Source organism: Streptomyces sp. CoH27, assembly GCF_020181035.1.
Classification (GTDB): Bacteria; Actinomycetota; Actinomycetes; order Streptomycetales; family Streptomycetaceae; genus Streptomyces; species Streptomyces camelliae.
In genome coordinates this window covers 1-18,486 of the sequence record NZ_JAIQYY010000039.1, presented here as the reverse complement: position 1 = coordinate 18,486, position 18,486 = coordinate 1, and the positions used below count along the sequence as shown (strand labels likewise).

Here is an 18,486-nt window from a genome sequence, read left to right as displayed (position 1 = left end):
TCATCGACCCTGACCGCGCCCAGGCCCTGGTCTGGGCGGAGATCGAGCTGGCGGATCTCCACTCGCATGGCCACACCGATCACGAACTGCGTCCACTCGTCGCCCGAGTCATGTCGTTGCCGGCCGGGATCATCATCCGGCTGCACGGCGCCTCGGGGTGGGGTGACCCGCCCCGAGGCGCCGTGCAGCCCATCGGCATGTCCTGGCTGGCGGAAGCCGCAAGGCCATGGCGTCACGTAGAGGGGGTCATCGCGCGCCGATGGTGGCTCCGCCGTCGATCACGAGTGTCTGGCCGGTGGTGTAGGCGTTCGACATGAGGTGCGTGAATGCCTTGGCGACGTCGGCGGGCTCGCCGATCCTGCCGACCGGCAGTTCCGCAGCCGTCGCGCTGTAGAGCTGCTCACGCTCGGCATCGGGCATGCCGTCCCACAGCGGGCTGCGAACCAGGCCCGGGAAGACCGCGTTGACCCGGACCGGTGCGAGTTCGGCCGCAGCCGCCCGGGTGAATGCCTCGATGGCGCCCAGGATCGTGGCGCACGCCGTGAAGCCCGGGGTCGGCCTCAGGAGCCCGGCGCCGCCGCTGAGCGTCACCGACTTGCGCACGTACGGCAGGGCTGCCTGGGTGGCCGCGATCGCTCCCCACACCCGGACCGACGCCAGGTCCTGCATCGCTCGAACGTCAGTGTCGGCAAGCGCACCGAACAGCAGGTCGTCGCCCGCAGTGACAACGAGGTGGTCGTGCGCGCCGATGCCGGCGAAGAAGGTTCGCACAGCTTTGGCGTCCCGAAGGTCGAGTGCGTATCCCTCGGCGGACTCGGGGAGCCGGTCCAAGGCTGCTGCGACCGCCTCGGGACGTCGGGATGCGACGACAACGCCAGCGCCCAGCGCAGCCGCGCGCTGGGCGGTCGCCCAGCCGATGCCCGAAGTACCGCCGATGATCACCACCCGGTCACCGTCGAGTTCGGACGGGACAGACAGGACCTGGTCCGTGGGAGCGGTCATGGAGAGATCTCGCCTTCATGAGGAGTTATTGAGGGGCACCAACGACACTGCAGGCTGCGCGGCGGTCCCGTCCAAGACCTCTTCAGCACGCGAGCGATACCCTGAAGGCATGGATGGCGACCTGGACCTGAGGAAGATCCGCTACTTCCTCGCGGTGGCGGACGAGGGCAACTTCACTCGCGCCGCGGCTTCGCTGCACATTGCCCAGCCCGTCCTCAGCCGCCAGATCCAAACCCTCGAACGAGAACTGGGGGGCCCTCTCTTCATCCGCCGCCCCCGCTCACTCGAACTGACGCCGGCCGGCCGGGAACTGCTCAAGGACGGACGGAAGCTGCTGGCGGATGCGGCTGATCTGGCAGCGAACGTCAGGGGCCTCGCCACCGGACGATCCGTGTTCACGGTCGGGCACCACCGCGCGATCTCGGTCCGCGCAGCCGTAAGAGCTTTCCAGGCCGAACACCCGACCCTCACGGTCAGGACAGTGGCTCTCGACGCGGATACCCAAGCCGCCGCACTACTCGTCGGAGATGCCGACGTGGCCGTGGTGCTTCCGCCGTTGGCCACCGAAGGACTCATCACTCAGATTCTCAAGATGGAACCCACCCTGATCAGGGTGTCCTCGGAACATGACCTCGCGCAACATGCCGAAGTCACGCTCACGGACCTGGCTCCCTACGAGAACGTGCGGTTTGAGACCGCAGGGGAAAACGGTCGCCCTGTGCGGAACGTCGAAGAAAGGATTGAACTCCTGGCCAGCAGCACTGGTGTGTACATGACGCCTGCTCTCTGTGCTGACCGCTACCGCCATCCGGACGTCGCGTCCATCCCCGTCAGCGATGCCCCGCCGACCCCGATCCTCCTCGCCTGGGCGTCCTCCCGAGACTCGCAAATGACGAGAGACTTCGTCGCTATCGCGACAGCATCAACGTCATGACCCGCAACATCTAGCAGCTCAACTGGATCACTCGGACGATCGATCACTTTGCCGAAGCCCTGGCCCCGGGGGGTACGTCAGATGCGTACCATTACGCTCTGTCATGCTTCGGGAATGAGGCATCAGCAGATCCTGGACAAGCTCGCGGCTGGTGGAATCGTCCAGGCGATGAATGAGGATGTGGCTCGGTGGACCAGCGAGCAGATGTCATACCGCGGCCGGTCGCATACAGAGGTCGAGAAGACGGTGATACGGCCGCTCCTCACACGTTGGCGTTGCCTGCTCGACGCCGCTGACGCCACACCGGCGGCCAAGGACGTCGCGTGGGTGGCGCTGGCCACCTTGCTGCACAAGTACGGATTCCACGACAGCGCCATCACCGCGAGAGCCTTGACCTCCATCGACGAGCTCAACCGTCACGTCGTCCTGTCCGACGCGTTCGAAAGGCAGTCCCCGGCGATCAAGGCATTGCTGCGGTCGGCACCGACACCACTGACGCGTCGGCCGCGCAATCCCAGAACGGTCACCTTCCTACGCCCCGGCGACGTTGTCTCCATCCAACTCGCCGACCGCTTCCACGCCGCGTTCGTCCACGGGCTGCACGGTGCGAACGAATTCCCGGTGATTGAGTTCTACGCCGGATCCTTCACCCAGCCGCCCACCATGGCACAGCTGGCAGACCGGCCAGCGGCCCGAGCAGGCGCTCGCGCCCGCTTCGGCGTCGTGGGCCTGACCTACCTGCCCGACCCCGCCCATCAAGTGGTGGCACTGGCCTCGCAGCACTCCAAGGCACCGCACGGAGGCGAACCCCAGGCAGGCGGCGGCCTGTGGAGCTTGACTGACATCATCGCCTTGCCAAGGACCACGGCGGCACTCTTCGACGACGACCGGGAGCAGCACCTCCAAATCGGCGGTGGGGGGTCTCATGCTGCAGGGTCGGTACGGTGAGGCGCGAGGACCTCCGGCACGGGTATCGCCATGCCCGCGACCAGCAGCGGTCACCCAACCGAGACTTCCGTTCGACGGACACTGCCCAAGATCGGAGAGACAACAACCTCTTAGCGCGGCCAGCGCGTGACCGTGCGCGACGACGTCGTACGCCCGGCCCCGCGCAACACCCCTCGGGCCCGTGGAACCCGACGCCCCGCAGCGTCACGCGACGACCCGTCCCCGCACGGCAAGGGTCATAAAGGGCAGCCAGCCGCGCACGGCGACGCCGTCATGCCACTGAAGAATCGAGGTCAATGGGCCGCACAGTGACACCCCCTCGCCACGGCCGCACTATCCGCACCATTTATCCATTCGGTAATCGCGCCGTCACTCCTTATGCTTGGATGTTGGCCCGTCAACTCACTGAGCGCATACGGCAGGGCAGAACGCCCCGGGGGACGAGACAGTGACGCAGCAGACCTTGGTGCCGCCGCAACCGGAGCCGTCAGACGGACGATCCACGCCGCCCGCAGGCGGACGCACCCCACCGCACGCCAGCGAGGCGACCCGGCTGCTGTGCGCCGGCACCTACCTCGACGAGGTCTACCGGCACGCGGTCATCGAGGAGTTGTACGTCCACGAGGAACGCATCGTCGCCCCCTCGTTCGGTTTCGACGCCGCCCGTGTGCTGGCTCACGCGCTGCGCGCCCAACGCCTGTATCTGGGCTGGGCGTTGGTGATTCTGCTGCTGTGGGGCGTCAGCTGGCCGCTCACCAACCGGCTGAGCCTGATGTTCCTGATGCCGGTGGTGCTGATTTACCTGGCCGGCCGGGTGCGCGGGCCCGCCCCACGGCCCGTCTGGTACCGGCGCTGTCTGGCCTGGTACATGCGCTGGTACGCGTGGCTGTCCTTCGTCTTCGCGCTGCTGACGCCGTACGCCATCGCCATGAAGAACACCGACCTGCTGCAGCAGGCCCGCGATTTCTGGAACGTTCTGGTGATCCCCCGGCTGGTCTTCACCGACGACGGCGTCTACCAGACCGGCCGCCTCCAGGGCTGGATCGCGCTGGCGTTCCCCCTGGTGATGGCGCTGGCCGTCGGCTTCGAGCGGCACATGGTCTGCCGTGCGCTGACCGGTGAGCTGTCCCGGGCCAGGTTCCCCGACGCCCGCGCCGACCCGGCCGAGCGGACCACCGAGGGCAGCCGCTTCCACCGGCTGCGGGACCGCATCCGGGTGGAGCAGCACGAGCCGCTGGCGATGTACCGGGCGGACCAGCCGTTCTGCGGGGCGGGCAGGCCGTACGACACCTGGTCCCTCTCCGTGGAGCTGCAGCCGCGCGCGGATCGCGCGAAGAAGCCCGACCCGTTGGACAACCAGACGATCCTCAACCGGATCAAGCCTCTGCTGCAGGCGCTGCGGGTGCCCGCCACCGCCCGCACCCCGGAGGGCGCGGCCGCCGTACGGGACCGGCTGCGGCAGTTGCAGATCGACGAATGCGTCTTCCTGCCGGTGGACGGGCTGCCCAGCCGACAGCAGGCGCCCTACGGGCAGTTCGAGCAGCACCGCGCCCGCGCGGTCGAGGAGGGCGGCGAGACCCGGCGCCACTTCCTGCGGGTGCAGGTCGGCGGCTGGGAGGAGGAGCTGGTCACCACCGTCTTCGTCCGGGTGCACACCCAGGGCGGCATGCTGATGCTGGAGGTCGCGCCGCACGTGCTGCGCCCGGTACGGCCGCTGTTCCGGGACGCCGACCGGGTGGCCCACGACTACCTGCACGCCAACCCGCTCGGCAAGGCCGTCTGGGCGCTGACCCGGATGCCGCACTCGGCCGGCCAGTCCGTGGTCACCGTCTGGCAGACGCTCACCCTGCTGGCCCGGCTGGCGTCCCGCGGCATCGGCAGATCGATGCCGGACGGCCCGGCGCTCTCGGTGCGCGAACTGGGCTCGGACGACGAGGCGTCGCTGTTCCAGGACATGGACCACCAGCGTTATCTGAAGACCATTCAGGACCGGGTGGCCAACGGGGTACGCCAGGCGCTGCGCGAAGCGGGCTGGCAGACCGAGGAGTTCGAGCAGAAGATCGTCAACATCAGCAACGGCGGAGTGCTCATCGAGCAGGCGAGCGGCGCCTTCGCCATGGGGTCCGGCGCAGTGGCCAACAACCAGGAAGCGGGGCCCTCGGGAGGGATGGACAGTGGCAATGGATGAGCAGCAGCCGACGAGCGGCGGCACGCAGAACGTCAACATCGGTACGGCGAAGGGGGCCTTCGCCTTCGGCGCAGGCAGCGTGGCAAACAACTATGAGGGCCCGCAGCAGCTGAGCACCGAGCAGCGCGAACTGCTTGAAGCCGTAGGGAAGTTGCGCGAGGAGCTACGGGCGTTCCGCAGCACCCCGGAGACGGACGAGCTGACCAGACAGCTCACCGGCACGCGGGACGAGATCCAGAACACCGGTCAGGCGAGTCCCGGACGGCTGACCAGACTGCGCACCGCGTTGCAGGACGCGGCGACGGCGGTCGGCATGGCGGCCTCGGGCGCGGCGGTCGCACAGGCGGTCTCCGCGCTGCTGGGACGGTGACGGTGGCATGAGCGGGGCTTCGGGGGACAGCGGCATCCGCTGGAACGACGAGACACAGCGCTGGGAGTCGGCGGGCGAGGCCGGGACACCGGTCCCGCCGTCGCCACCGCCCTCGCCGGTACCGGCGTACGACCCCCCGCAACCCGTGGAGGACCCGTACGACCTCGGGTACACGGTGACGCCTCCGCCCGCGCCCACGCGTCGATCGCGGCGTACGACGGCCCTCGTCGCCGCCGCGACGGTCGCCGCGGTGTCGGGCGGGATCGCCGGCGGGGTGCTGGCAGTGCGGGGCGACGGAGGGCACGGCGGGACCGGGTCCGGCCCGGCGTCCGTGGTCAGCGCGTCCGAGACGGCGACCTCGGGCAGCGGGCCGACGGGCGGCGGCCTGCCCACGGACACGGGCACCGTCGGCGCCTGGTCCACCGACTCGCCGTCATCGTCACCGACCGACGTCCCGCCCGGGTACGTCCTCCAGGAGGACGCCTCCGGCTTCACCATCGCCGTACCGGACGGCTGGCAGCGGGAGGAGAAGTCGAACGGCACCTTCTACAACTCCCCCGACGGCCGCAGCCTGTTGCAGGTCTTCGCCATCAAGGAGCCGGACATGACCCCCCGCGCGGCCCTGACCGAAACATCCCACAACCTCGCCGAGAACAACAAGAACTACAAGGAGATCAGCCTCCAGGACATCTCCCAGGATTCGGGCGAACCCGCGGCCGAGCTGGTGTACGCCTACGACCGCCCGGACGGCACCCGCCGCCAGGTCGTCGACCACGCCTTCGGAACCGCCACCGGCAAGCAGTACGCGGTGCTGGTGGCGGGCCCCGAGAGCGACTGGCCACGGCAACGCGACATCCTCCAGATCGCGTTGGCTCATTTCTCGCCGTGATCTAGCTGTTGCGGGTCAGGACGTTAGTAGTGCTTCGTCAGGTTCTGGCTCCGGTTCTGCTTGTGGTGAGTGGGCGACCGCAGGTGGTGCAGGTGCCGGTCCAGCACCTCAACAGGTCCTGGAGTGTGTCGAGGACTTGGTAGAGGGTCAGGCCGGCGTGTGTGCCTTTGGGTCGAGCCGCCGGAGGGTGAGAAAGGCCTGGGCAGCGGTGACGAGGGTGACGTGGTGGTGCCAGCCGCGCCAGGTGCGGCCCTCGAAGTGGTCCAGGCCGAGGCCGTGTTTGAGTTCGCGGTAGTCGTGTTCGATCCGCCAGCGCATCTTCGCCCACCGCACGAGTTCCTCGACAGGTGTGGTGGCGGGAAGGTTCGACATCCAGTAACCGGTCGGAGCCTCCTGCCCGGCAGGCCATTCCACCAGCACCGCGTGTGGGGGCAGGACGCCGTCCCACCGGTAGTGCCCGCCGCCCGCCTTCTGGGCGGCGGCCCTTCCCGGTCAGTGCCGGCACATAAGCCAGGCCCCGTTCCTCCAGCGCGAGGCGGAACGGGGTACTGACGCCGTAGCCGGCATCAGCGACCACGACAGGGGCCTTCAACCCCCATTCGGCGAGCACGTCGAGCAGACCAAGCGCCAGACGCCACTTCTCCTGATGGCCCGTGCCCTGCGGCACTCCGGCCTTCCGGCAGCGGCCCGGCTCGTCCGTCCACTCCCGGGGCAGATACAACTGCCAGTCCAGCGGACACGAAGCCGCGTCGGTGGCGGCATGGACGCTGACCGCAACCTGGCAGTTCGCCCGCTTGCCCAACGCTCCGCAGTACTGGCGGGCCACCCCGACCGAGGAAGTGCCGCACTTGGGAAACGACACGTCGTCGATCACCCACACCTCAGGGCTGATCGCCTCGCACAACGCTCGGCGGTCCGCCGCCGCACCGGCAGCGGATCCCACGGCGACTGGTTCACGAACTGCTGCAACGCCTGCATGTTGCCGTCCGGCAGCCGCTCGGCCATCGGCTGGACCGACTTGCGACGGCCGTCCAGCATCAGACCCCGCAGATGACACTCGCCCCACCGCCGCTGATCCCGCCGCGGCACCGAAGCGAACACATCACCGACGAACTCCGCCAACTCACCCCGGAGCCGCTCCACTTCCCCCCAGCCTCACACCACGAAGATGCCCACCACCAGGTGATATCACTCAACGTAACGAAGCACTACTAGTGCCGCACCACGCAACGTTCGCCCCGATGTGATGTGACGCGCCGCTCGGGTCCTGTCCCAGGACGGCGTGCGGCCGTCAAGCTGTGCGGGTGGCTGAACGAGTACACGTTCGCGAGATCGATGATGATGAGGGCAGGCGGTTGCTGCGGATCGTCCGCCGCGGCACGGGGTCAGTGGTGACCTGGCGCCGGGCCCAGATGGTGCTGCTGTCCGCACAGGGCATGCCCGTGGTGAAGATCGCCGAGGTCACGTTCACCAGTGCGGACCGGGTCCGGGACGTGATCCGAAACTTCAACACGGACGGGTTCGTATCGCTCTACCCGAAGTACAAAGGCGGTCGGCCGAAGACCTTCACGTTGCCCGAGCGCCGTGAGATCAAGAAGATCGCCAAGTCCAAGCCGGCCGAGCACAATCTGCCGTTCTCGACCTGGAGCCTGGTCAAGCTGGCCGACTTCCTGGTCGCCGAGGGGGTGGTCGACGACATCAGCCACGAGGGCCTGCGCATCCTGCTCCGCGAGGAAGGCGTCTCCTTTCAACGCATAAAGACCTGGAAGACCTCGAAAGACCCGGACTACGCCGAAAAGAAGGCACGGGTCGAGCATCTCTACGCCATCGCCGACGGCGAGGTCATTCCCGACGAGGGCGAGCCCGAGGTCATCTTCTGCATGGACGAGTTCGGGCCGCTCAATCTCCAGCCCCACCCCGGACGCCAGTGGGCCGAGCGCGGCGGACGGCACAAGGACCCCGAGCGAGAGCCCAGGCCGAGGCGACGGGCGACCCACACCCGCCCGCATGGTGTCCGGCACCTGTTCGCCGCCTACGACCTGAGCAAAGACCAGCTTTACGGCCACAACAAGAAAACCAAGAACCGCTCGAAGTTCCTGGAGTTCTGCCGCTATCTGCGCTACTTCACCCTCGACGGCACCGGCCACGCCAGTCACAAGGAGCAGGGCAGCATGATCCGCCGGTACATCATCTGGCGGAACAAGCACGCCGCCGACGAGCGCCTCCGTACGATCGTGAACGGGGCGAACGTTGCCTGATGCGGGGCACGAGTTCCAGTAGCGCCACCGGTGTCGTCCGCACAAGGTCCCGCGCCCGGTCCCTGCTGTCGCGGTGCCGTAGCCTCGGGCCGTGGCCAGGACATGGGCGGATTCGTGGGAAGCAGAATGGTCGGGCGAGGGGTGCGCCAAATGCGCGCAGGGCCGGCCGGACGAGGATGAATGGGGCGTCCGCTGGTACGCCGGTGAGTTCGCCGATGCGTACCTGTTGAAGCGGCCCGCGAGCCCCGGGTACAGCGTGGTGGTGTTCCGGGGCCGACATGTGCCCGATCCCGCGCTGTTCACCGATGCGGAGGTCACCGGCTACTGGTCGGCGGTCCGGACCGTCGGCGCCGCGATCCATCGCGTTTTCGCGCCCGCGCAGATCAACTACCAGTGCATGAACAACTCAGTGGCGCACGTGCACACCCACGTGCTGCCGCGCTACCTGGACGACCCCGGCCCGCGCACCATGCTCCCGGACCAGGCATTCGCCACCGCCCGCTCACTCGCCCCGGCCGAGCTGCTGGCCCAGCTCGGCCGGCTGAAGGCGGCGCTGCGGTAGCGTCCGGTAACCACGCTGACGACGAGCGACTCCCCCAAGGCCGCGAACAGGGCCAACGTTGCTTGATGCGGCACCAGGGACGCCGCGAGTTGACGGCAGTCCATCGCCTCCCACCGGTTCCGCCCCGTCCGCCAGGACATCCATGATTCGCTGGTAGCCCGACACGAGAACCGTCGGGGCGAGTCCTTCCCGCCAGTGCGGCACCACCGAACCGGGCACAGTCGCCGTGACCTGCACCGACTCTTCGCCGGCCACCGCGACCGGCGGCGCGTCCCCGGCACCACGAGGCTCCGCCAGAACCTCGCTAACGGTCTCGCGGGCGATCATGAATCGCTCCCACACGGCCTCCGCATCCCACAGCTCGGCCTGGAGAGCCTCTGGTAGCGGCCCAGACGTCCGCTGCCATCGAGTCGCACACGCCGCTGCCAGGGGTGTTCATGAGTACGTGTGACCAGCGGCCTCGCGGAGGGCTGAAGGTCTTTCCCCGTCCTGCGAGTGAGCGTTTCCCGTGGGGGAAGGGGACGCAGGGCGTCAGGTGTGAATCGCGTACAGGAAATCGTCCTTGCTGCCGACATACACAGTCCCGTCCGCCACCACGGGCGTCGCACGCACCTCCCCACCGGTCTGCAGACGCCAGCGTTCCTCGCCCGTGACCGCGTCCACCGCCCAGAGCGACTGGTCCTCGCTACCGATGTACACGGTCCCGTCCGCCACCGCCGCCGACGACTCACGGGCGCGTCCGGTCTCCTGCTTCCAGCGTTCCTCCCCGGTGGCCGCGTCCACGGCCCACAGGTACCAGCCGTTGCTGCCCATGTACACGGTCCCGTCGACGACCGCGGGCGTGGACCACGTCGGACTGCCGAAGCGCCGCTGCCACCGCTGTTCACCAGTGGCGGCGTCCAGCGCGACCAGGCCATGATCACGGCCGGCGTAGACGGTGCCGTCGGCCACCACCGGTGCGGTGTAGGGCGAGGCGTAGGTCTTCACCTGCCAGAGCTTGCTTCCCGTAGCGGCGTCCACCGCCCACAGGGAGTCACGGGGGTGAGAGACGTAGACCCGGCCGTCGGCCACCGCGGGGGACGTGAACTCCTCGTAGGAGCGCGGGTAGCGCGACCTGAGCCGCTGCTTCCACCGCCTGCGGCCGGTGGCCGCGTCCACCGCCCACATTCCGTCGCCGACGGCCAGGTACACCGTGCCGTCGGCCACCGCCGGCCGGGTATCTCCCGCGTAGTCAGTCGCACGCTTCCACCGCACGTGTCCGGTGCCCGTTTCCACGGCCCACAGGTGTTTCCCGTTGCGGATGTACAGAGTGGCGTCGACGACCAACGGTGACGAGTGGAACGGGAGGGCGGACGTCAGGCGCCACCGTTCCTGGCCGGTGGCGGCGTCCAACGCCAGCAGGTCACGGTGGCTGGGCTGGTACACGACGCCGTCGGCGACGGCTACGGTGAAGGCTCCCGCGTTACGGGCGTGCACCTGCCAGCGCACGGTGCCGCTGATCGGAGCCGAGCTGGATTCCGAAGGGGCGTTCGTCGGTGTCGGACGGGCGGATGCGGCGCGGTGATCCTCGGCGGGTGCTTCACCTTGCCGATGGGCCCGTACGGCGTAGAGGTGCTCATCGAGGCTGTCGATGTACACCGTGCCGCCGCTCACCAACGGCGTGGAGTGCACCGGCCTGGTGGTCCTGACCTTCCAGTGTGTCTCGCCGGTGGCCGCGTCCACGGCCCACAGGCGCCCGTCGTGGCTGCCCGCGTACACCGTGCCGTCGGCGATCGCCGGCGTCGCGTGGATCTCACCGCGGGTCTTCAGCCGCCACCTCTCCCGACCGGTCCCGGTGTCCACTGCGATCAGATACCAGCCGACGACACCGACGACCGCGATGCCCTCGTCCACTGCGGGGCTCGCCCACACCGCTCCTCCGGGGGACAGCCGCCAGCGTTCCTGGCCCGTCGCGGCGTCCATCGCGAGCAGGCCTTCGTCGTTGCCCACATACACGCTGCCGCCGGTCACTGTCGGCGACTGCCGCACGCCGCCGGAGGGGAGGATGTCCCATCGCCTGCTTCCGGTGGCTGTGTCCAGGGCCAGCAGGCGGCCTCCCACGGCCGCGTACAGCAACCCCTGGGACACTGCCGGCGGTGGATTGTTGGAGGTGCGGTGGTCCGCCACCTTGACGTTCCACACCGGTTGGCCGGTGAGCCCGTCCACCGCCCACATCCTGCCGTCGTGCGACACGGAGTACACGATGTGGTCGGCCACCGTCGGCGCCGACATCTTCGACCGGCCCGCTCTCCACTTCCACCGCACCGCGCCACTCGCGGCATCCACCGCCGTCAGACAGCCGACGGTGTCGGCGAAGTACACACCGCCGTCGCCCGCCGCCGGCGATGTTTCGATCCCGGCGTCGACGTGCAGTGTCCAGCGTCGCTGTCCGGTATCCGCGTCGATTGCTGCCAGATCGAACAACTCGTCACGGACGTAGACGGCGCCGTCGGCCATCGCCGGCGTGTGGTAGAGCACGCCCCCGCCCGGCACTCTCCACAGCGTTCTGTCGCTCACCTCGACACCAGTCATCGCTTCCCCTCCCTGCACTGCACCGTCCGCCCTGTGGCGTTGGCTTGACGCCGTGCGGGTGACGACACTGCGGAAGCCGACAATGCACCGAACTCTGACATGTCGTTTTTGAGGCGCGCAACCGTGAATCCACCTGGCCACACCGGGCGTTGGCTGCGATCGGGCTCGTCGCACCCGGGTTCCGGCAGCGGCCGTGACCGGGGCGGACGGTGAACTCCTGGCACGCCGGCTGTTGAACGGCGTCCTTCGGTCGGCGCGGCTTGTCCGCCCGCCGCCGGACGACCGTGCGGGCGCACCGGCTGCAGGGTTGCGGCCACGGGCCGCTCTGTCGCGCACGTCGTGCAGGTTCTCGCCTGTCCGTCTCGTTACCCCGCGCGACGGGTGGGACGGGGTGGTGGCCGAACATGTTCACTGCCTGCCGAGCGGGAGGCTGAGGACTCCGCGGTCATGTCCGACGATCAGGTCCGCGCCCGCGGTGGCCAGGCAGGTGAGCGACACGTCCAAGGAGATGTGCTGCACTGCGCCGGTCTGTGGTTCCCACACCCGCAGCCGGTGACCGTGACGGGTGCCGGTGATCAGGACCGTGCGACCGCCGTGCTGGGTGGCGGCGGTGATGAGCGGCGGGCCGGCGGTGCCTGTGGAGCTGGGCAGACCATCGCCTACGGGGGTACCGGTGGAGAGATCCCAGAGCATGACGACCCCGAGGTTGTCTGCTGTGGCCAGCAGGGTTCGGTCGGGTGTCCAGACAGCCTCCACGGCCGCCACCCGGTGGTCGGCATCGGCGAGCGCGCGTGCGCTCAGTTGCACGGCCGCGCCGCGGTCCCAGGGGTCGTCGACGGCTGGATCCCACACGTGAACGCGGCCCGCGGTGTCCGCGGCCGCGATCAGCGTGTGGTCGGCGGAGATCGGGACGGCGGTGACCGACTGGATCGGACTGCCGTAGGGGTTGAGGCGCCTGACGCACTCACCACTGTCCGGTTCCCACATCCGGACGGCGCCTTTGGGGGTGGCGGTGACGAGCAGGGTGTGGCCGTCGGGGACGACAGCGGTGCACATTTCGGTCACCCCGCCGGGCCAGTCGCCGGCAGGTTCGCGAACCGGCTGCCCGGTGAGGGGGTTCCACATGGCGATCGTCCCGCTGTCGCCTCCGCTTGCCAGAAGGACGCGGCCGTCGGGCAGGAGCAGGGTGGTCATCGAGCGGACGGCGTCAGGATGTCCTGGGAGCGGGTCGTGGACGAGCCGGCCGTCGGTCACGTCCCACAGGCACACCACGCCCTTGTCCCCGGCGCCGGCCACGAGGTTCGGCCCACCGGGGCGGGACACCACCGCCAGGGCGTAGACACCCCCCAACGAACCGGGCACGGAATCGGAGAACACCGATATACGACCCCAGGGTGTGCCGTCGGCCGCGACCACCGCGTTGTCTTCCTGCCGGAATCGGGTCGCCGCTCGGCTGGGTTGTCCGGCCGCCGCTGATTCCGCTGCGGCAGTCGACCCGTCAAAGTCCGTCCGCGCACCAGCCGGACCGTGTTGGGGAAGCGCACCGTCCGGGTTCTCCACCAGGCCGTCCGCGATCGTCCACGTCCGCTCGCAGTCCCAGCACCGGAAGTGCCCGGTGAGCGACATCAGTCGGCGGGCCAATTTCCCTGCGGCCCGCTGTGGGGTGCCCCTGACCGCAACCATCCCGGCGACCAGGCACAGGACGGCCTGTCCTGGTGTTTCGGGAGACACCCCCCTCACCGCGACGTCGCGTGCCACCTGCAGGAAGGGTTCCCAGCCCTCCCCCAGCGCCTCCTCCCGCAATGCCGCGGCGACCTCGCCCCACGGATGCCCTTCCTCCCGGACAGGGGCGGGGCTGGGCAGCAGTGGAGCCTTGAGGGGCGCACGCGCCGGGTCCACGAAGAAGTCGGGGATCTCCGTGTCGCTTCCGCAAGCGGGACACGACAACAGCAGGCCGCTGTCCCCGAGATCCGGGAACTGCCCCAGCACCTCGCCCATGGGGTTGCTGGCCAAGGCCACGCAGGAGAGGGCGAGTTGGGCGCAGACCTGCCCGGGAGTACCAGCGGCGAGGAGGCTTCGGGTGGCCGCCCGCTCGGCCAGCCGCAGTGCGGCGCCGAACCCCTCCTCAAGATCGGCCGGGACGGGGGGCCGGTAATCGGCGGTCACCATGAACCCGAGGTCCACCCAGAAGTCCACGGTCTGTCCCGGAGGCAGGACCGCTGCCGCCTCGACGAGATGCGGCAGGGCCGCATAGGCCCCGTCGGCGACGACTCCGTCATCCATCAGGCCGCCGGACAGGTCCGTCCAGGTACGGCGCCACGCGTCGCCGCCCCCGGTGGCAGCCGCGGAGGCCAACTGCGCCAGGAGTACCTGCATCTCCTCGACCTTCACACCGTCAAAGCCACGCCAACGAGGGCTGTCCAAAGGCAGCTTCGGAATCATGGAACGAGTCTCGCAGGCGGCACTGACAATCAGGAGGCGGCTTGGTGTCCGGCAGCCTTTCGCTCGGTTCGTCATCCGATCGACGAGCCCTTGGCCCGAACCGAGTCCGCCGGCCCCGCGCAGCAATCTTCGAAGCTCGTCGTGCACGAGCCGATCGGCCCTGGGTCTGGGCCCCGAGGAGACCGTGTACCTGGCATTCTGGTCGCATCGGGCCGTGTCGGCGGGGGTGTGCGTGGAAGTGCGTATGTTGCTGCGGGACGTTCCTTCGGCGTGTGTGCCCGGACCGTTGACGAGGGTGGCATGGTTACCATGCCGGTTATGTCTGGTGAACTCTCAAGCAGCGGTCCGGACCGCGAAGTTGCGGCGGCAGGTGGCCGGTTGACCGATCCTGGATGGCTGGTGCACGGGGACCCGGAGCTGGTCCTCGCGGGCCTGGACGGCGCTGCCGGGCAGGAGGAGATCCTGGCGGCTGCTGTGTACCGGACGTCGGGGCATGTGCACCGTGACGCCAGTGCGGGGGTGCGGCGGCAGGTACTGGCGCTGGACGCCGCCCGGTACGGGAACCGAGAGCTGGCAAGAAACATCGCCCAGGTTGCAGTCCGCCAAGAGATGGATGACCCCTGGGTCGTGCAGTGGGCGACGGGCAGCGACTTGGACTCCCGGCTGCGGTACGCGTTGCCGGTGCCGGCCAAGGTGGGCGTCTTGGCGACCGTGGTCGTGGAGGGCCGTGGTATCGCTGTCGCCGGTTGCGAGGACGGCACGCTGCACGCGTGGGATCTGGCCACGGGCAGCCGATACGGCAAGGCCGTGTCCGCTCACACCGGCGACGTACGTGCGCTGGCGACGGCGGTGCTGGACGGTCGTCCTGTCGCTGTCACCGGCGGCTTCGACCGAACGATGCGGGTCTGGGACTTGGCGCGGGGAGAACTGGTCGGTACGTGCTCCGCCGACGATGACTCCTGGGTGAAATTGCTGGCCGCGGGACTGGTCGAGGGTCGACCGGTCGTGGTCGGCGCCTGCATCGACGACGTGGTGAGAGTGTGGGATCTGGCCACCCTCTCCCAGCACAGTGAGCCGTTGACCATACACACCGGCTTTGTGTCCGCTCTGGCGACGGCGGTGCTGGACGGCCGCCCCGTCGCTGTCACCAGCCACTCCACAGAACTTGGGGCGACGGACCTGATCACGGGGGAGGAAAACGTCCGAGTGTGGGACCTGATCACGGGACGGGAGTTCGGCGCCCTGGGCGACCGTCACGACGAGCCTCCTGTGTTCGCGGACCAGGCGTACAACCGGACGGCGGAAGGCGGCAGTGACGGCGACGGGGAGACAGGGCACTGCGCCAGTCTGGACCTCAACGCCAGGGCGCACTTTCTGGTGACAGATCCGGCGTCCGAGTGCCCGATGGCCGTCAGCGCCAACGCCTACGAGGTGCACGTCTGGAACCTGGCCACGCGCGAGCAGGTCGGTGAGCCTGTTGCGGCCTTCGTGGAAACGGCGGCCGTGAGGGTGCTCCACGACCGCCCCGCCGCCCTCGTCGGGTACGCCCATGGGCCGGTCGAGGTGTGGGATCTGTCCACCCTCCGGCAGCTGCGGCCGTCGCTGACGGGTCACGAGGCGGCTGTGCGGGGAACGGCGACGGCGGTGGTGAACAGGCGTCACCTCGCGGTCACCGGTGGCGACGACAGATCGGTTCGGATCTGGGACCTCGACGGTGAAAAGGAGACGGGTAGCTGGCTGACTGGTCATGCCGGCTCCGTGACAGGGGTCACCACGGCCGTCGTGGACGGCAGTTGCGTCATCGTCACCGGCGGCTCGGACGCGGGAGTGCGGATCTGGGACCTCGGCGGCAAGGGACAGCTCGGTGAGCCCCTGACCGGCCATACCATTGCCGTGGATCTGCTGACGGCGGGGACGGTGGACGGACGGCCCACCCTCCTCACGCGCGGCGACGGCTACAAGACGGTGCGGATATGGGACCTGACCACCCGGGAAGAGCTGCACGGACGGTCGACCAGTGAGTACACCAGCTCCTTCATCGAGTTCTTCGGGGTAGTCGATGGCCGCTTCGTCGCCGTGACCGGGGAAGGCCGTGTCTGGGACCTGACCGCGAGCCAATGGATCGGAGTGCAGCCGCGGCAACGAGGCGCCCTGGCCCTGGAGACGCTCGAAGGCCGCAGCGTCATTCTCACCAGCCTCAGGGCAGAAGGAGTCCATCTCTGGGACCTGGCCACGGGCGAACTGCTGGCACCGCCGCTGACGGGACACACCAGTGAGGTGCGTGCGGGGGCGACCGGCACACTGGACGGTCGCCCTGTCGTCGTCGCCGGCGGCGACCGAACCGTGTGGATGTGGGACGCAAGCACGGGGCAGCAGATCGGTACGTACGCCTTTCCTTCCCGTATCAGGGGACTGACGGTGGCGCCCGACGGGCGGCTGGTGGTCGGTTTCGGCGCGGACATAGCGGTCCTGACCCATCGCCGCTGAGAGCGTGTTCTCAACCTCTGATCGTGCGGACGCCGTCATCGACGCGGACAGCCAGGGCTTCAATGGCGGCAAGCTGATCAACGGCCGCAAGCAGCATGTCGTGGTCGACACCGTCGGCCTGCTGCTGGGCGTGATGGTCACCGCCGCGGACACCGGCGACCACACCGCTGCCCAGGTGCTGCTCGGGCAGGTCACCGATGTGCACCACCGGCTGGAACTGCTCTGGGCCGACGGCGGCTACACCGGCAGCCTCGTCGAGCACTGCCTGGCCACGCTCGCGCTGGTCCTGGCGATCGTCAAAGGCAGCGACGACATGCGTGGCTTCGTAGTGCTGCCCAACCGGTGGATCGTCGAGCGCCTCTTCGCTCACCTGACGGCCCAGCGAGCCACGTCGGCTCACCCGGCCCGAGTCCGCCGGGGGTTCCGCCACCTCCGCGTGAAGACCACCCGCCCCGCCAGCGTGCCCAGGCCCTCCAAGCCCGGACCCGGACGCCCACCCGGCTCGAAGAACCGCCGGTCACCCCCACGTCACGAGCCAGGGAAGACCGTGAAACGAATCGAAACCCTCACCGAACATGTCCGCCTGAAACAGCAGCGAGGTTAATGATCAAGCTTAGTCCAGGTAGAGGGCAGCCAGACGCGGCAGACGGCGCGCCATCTCGTCTGAGTCGTCGAAATCGAAGGCCCAGGCAGGGTCCAGTTGCGGGTAGCGGATGGTAAATGCGTCTGCAGGGAGCTGATCACCGGTCGCCGTGACGTGTGCGTCCCAGGCGATGCCCAGGACGTCCTCACCCTCCAGGTCGAGGCCGTCGGCCACGGAGGCTTGCACGACGGGCAGTTCTGCGAGGGCATCAGGATCAGCGACGACGCGATCGAAGACCTCACGCCCCTGAGCGATCAGCCAGCCGCGGAAGTAGTCGAAGCCGTCGTCTGAGCATCCGCCGTTGATGACGTAGGCAGCAGCCCACAGCGGGTTGGTGTAGGACTCAGCCATCAGGTCCCACAACACCTGTTGAGCCGCGACGATCTCCTCGGCTGTCCGGACGGCCAGCAGCGAGGTTGCCTCGCGAGCGACCGATTCGCTCTCGTGCGGGTTGATCACCTGGTCGCGGGCTGCTGCGATGAGCTCCCAGAACTGCTGTTTGTTCATGGTGGCGGAGCATGCCACCTGGTACTGACAGCCCAGCGATCCCGACGGTTGGAGATCACGCTGCCACCTGCTCCGCCTCCAGGCTCGGGGCCGGAAAGGCGACCAGTTCATCGAAGAGTCTGTGCTCCTGCCCTGTGAGCGTCGTACCTCCGCCTTCGCCGAGAGCCGCGCGTCACACAGGTCGACGACCGTCCGCGTCCACTCCGCTCCCTCCACCGAGCCGCTCGAAGCTCGGCAGGTAATCCGCCCCGGCATCCCACAGCACCTCCAGCGTCTTCGAGGGGAGATTCCCGAGGACCTGGGCGTCCCTGCGTACTGCCAGGGCCTCCTCATCAACCGACTCCGCGAGGGGCACCGACCCCATCTACGGCAACGACCCGGCCAACATCGTCAACCGCACCCGCACCCGCACCGGCGCCGACGCCCAGATGGAACTGTCCACCGCGCTGCGCAAGGCGATGTTCGGTGACTTCTCCAGCGCGGCCAGGCGCAGGACGACAGCCGGCGTGCCGAGCCCGGACAGCCCCTACGCCGACCACTTCTGGAACAGCTTCGTGAGCGCCGTCCGCGAGGGGATCAAGAACCACGAACTCGGCCTCGACTCCCACTAGCCTCGCGCTTTCGCGAGTGGGGTTGTCCGGGTCTTGATCAAATAAGCGGAGAGTACCGCTGACCTGCAACGATG

At 68.7% G+C, this 18,486-nt stretch carries 14 protein-coding genes and 1 pseudogene; 10 read left to right on the top strand and 5 right to left on the bottom strand.

Translation table 11 applies throughout. The features are described from left to right. Positions 1-246: 246 nt before the first annotated feature. Positions 247-945 (bottom strand): SDR family oxidoreductase, encoded by a 699-nt coding sequence (locus LE548_RS39870; RefSeq protein ID WP_225101942.1) that lies wholly within the window; start codon positions 943-945, stop codon positions 247-249. A 166-nt stretch (positions 946-1,111) separates the two neighbouring features. On the opposite strand from LE548_RS39870, the gene LE548_RS39865 reads away from it, so the two are divergent. From LE548_RS39865 to LE548_RS39845, 5 genes are all read left to right on the top strand, one after another. Continuing rightward, the gene (locus LE548_RS39865; RefSeq protein WP_225101941.1) at positions 1,112-1,936 is read left to right on the top strand and encodes a LysR family transcriptional regulator; all 825 of its coding nucleotides are present in this window, start codon (positions 1,112-1,114) and stop codon (positions 1,934-1,936) included. 114 nt (positions 1,937-2,050) lie between these two features. Next, positions 2,051-2,884, top strand: coding sequence for a hypothetical protein (locus tag LE548_RS39860; protein WP_225101940.1), 834 nt, complete (start codon positions 2,051-2,053; stop codon positions 2,882-2,884). Positions 2,885-3,332: 448 nt separating this feature from the next. After that, on the top strand, positions 3,333-5,072 hold the full coding sequence (locus LE548_RS39855; RefSeq protein WP_225101939.1) for a hypothetical protein: 1,740 nt from the start codon (positions 3,333-3,335) through the stop codon (positions 5,070-5,072). Continuing rightward, a complete protein-coding gene (locus tag LE548_RS39850) occupies positions 5,065-5,442 on the top strand; it encodes a hypothetical protein (RefSeq protein WP_225101938.1) in 378 nt (125 codons plus the stop codon). The genes LE548_RS39855 and LE548_RS39850 overlap by 8 nt, the downstream gene beginning before the upstream one ends. Before the next feature lie 7 nt (positions 5,443-5,449). Next, positions 5,450-6,331 carry a hypothetical protein gene (locus LE548_RS39845; protein ID WP_225101937.1) on the top strand — a complete coding sequence of 294 codons (882 nt, stop codon included), beginning with the start codon at positions 5,450-5,452 and terminating at the stop codon, positions 6,329-6,331. Between the two features lie 147 nt (positions 6,332-6,478). Here the strand turns inward: LE548_RS39845 and LE548_RS39840 are convergent. Next, a pseudogene (locus tag LE548_RS39840) lies at positions 6,479-7,474 on the bottom strand (IS701 family transposase). A 161-nt stretch (positions 7,475-7,635) separates the two neighbouring features. On the opposite strand from LE548_RS39840, the gene LE548_RS39835 reads away from it, so the two are divergent. Together LE548_RS39835 and LE548_RS39830 are read left to right on the top strand one after the other, a co-directional pair. Continuing rightward, positions 7,636-8,589 (top strand): IS630 family transposase, encoded by a 954-nt coding sequence (locus tag LE548_RS39835; RefSeq protein ID WP_225101936.1) that lies wholly within the window; start codon positions 7,636-7,638, stop codon positions 8,587-8,589. A 91-nt stretch (positions 8,590-8,680) separates the two neighbouring features. After that, complete coding sequence (locus tag LE548_RS39830) at positions 8,681-9,151, top strand: HIT family protein (protein ID WP_225101935.1); 471 nt, start codon at positions 8,681-8,683, stop codon at positions 9,149-9,151. Between the two features lie 531 nt (positions 9,152-9,682). Here the strand turns inward: LE548_RS39830 and LE548_RS39825 are convergent. Together LE548_RS39825 and LE548_RS39820 are read right to left on the bottom strand one after the other, a co-directional pair. Further along, positions 9,683-11,722 (bottom strand): PQQ-binding-like beta-propeller repeat protein, encoded by a 2,040-nt coding sequence (locus tag LE548_RS39825; protein WP_225101934.1) that lies wholly within the window; start codon positions 11,720-11,722, stop codon positions 9,683-9,685. 408 nt (positions 11,723-12,130) lie between these two features. Then, entirely contained in the window at positions 12,131-14,098 is a 1,968-nt protein-coding gene (locus LE548_RS39820) for a WD40 repeat domain-containing protein (RefSeq protein WP_225101933.1), read from the bottom strand. Between the two features lie 444 nt (positions 14,099-14,542). Between LE548_RS39820 and LE548_RS39815 the strand changes: the two genes are divergently transcribed. Both LE548_RS39815 and LE548_RS46770 read left to right on the top strand, forming a co-directional pair. Beyond that, positions 14,543-16,651 (top strand): WD40 repeat domain-containing protein, encoded by a 2,109-nt coding sequence (locus LE548_RS39815; protein ID WP_225101932.1) that lies wholly within the window; start codon positions 14,543-14,545, stop codon positions 16,649-16,651. 4 nt (positions 16,652-16,655) lie between these two features. Next, positions 16,656-17,255: a transposase gene (locus tag LE548_RS46770; RefSeq protein ID WP_225101931.1), complete on the top strand. Its 600-nt coding sequence runs from the start codon at positions 16,656-16,658 to the stop codon at positions 17,253-17,255. Between the two features lie 9 nt (positions 17,256-17,264). On the opposite strand, the gene LE548_RS39805 is transcribed toward LE548_RS46770, so the two are convergent. Next, positions 17,265-17,801 (bottom strand): DUF4240 domain-containing protein, encoded by a 537-nt coding sequence (locus tag LE548_RS39805; protein WP_225101930.1) that lies wholly within the window; start codon positions 17,799-17,801, stop codon positions 17,265-17,267. Between the two features lie 308 nt (positions 17,802-18,109). Between LE548_RS39805 and LE548_RS39800 the strand changes: the two genes are divergently transcribed. Then, positions 18,110-18,412, top strand: a complete 303-nt coding sequence (locus LE548_RS39800) for a poly-gamma-glutamate hydrolase family protein (RefSeq protein ID WP_225101966.1) — start codon at positions 18,110-18,112, stop codon at positions 18,410-18,412. The last annotated feature ends 74 nt before the right edge of the window (positions 18,413-18,486 follow it).

Bases quoted from the DNA above. Each gene is read 5' to 3' on its own strand.
- LE548_RS39850 (WP_225101938.1), top strand. From the start codon at position 5,065: ATGGATGAGCAGCAGCCGACGAGCGGCGGCACGCAGAACGTCAACATC.
- LE548_RS39825 (WP_225101934.1), bottom strand. From the start codon at position 11,722: ATGACTGGTGTCGAGGTGAGCGACAGAACGCTGTGGAGAGTGCCGGGC.
- LE548_RS39805 (WP_225101930.1), bottom strand. From the start codon at position 17,801: ATGAACAAACAGCAGTTCTGGGAGCTCATCGCAGCAGCCCGCGACCAG.
- LE548_RS39860 (WP_225101940.1), top strand. From the start codon at position 2,051: ATGAGGCATCAGCAGATCCTGGACAAGCTCGCGGCTGGTGGAATCGTC.
- LE548_RS39845 (WP_225101937.1), top strand. From the start codon at position 5,450: ATGAGCGGGGCTTCGGGGGACAGCGGCATCCGCTGGAACGACGAGACA.
- LE548_RS39820 (WP_225101933.1), bottom strand. From the start codon at position 14,098: ATGCAGGTACTCCTGGCGCAGTTGGCCTCCGCGGCTGCCACCGGGGGC.
- LE548_RS39865 (WP_225101941.1), top strand. From the start codon at position 1,112: ATGGATGGCGACCTGGACCTGAGGAAGATCCGCTACTTCCTCGCGGTG.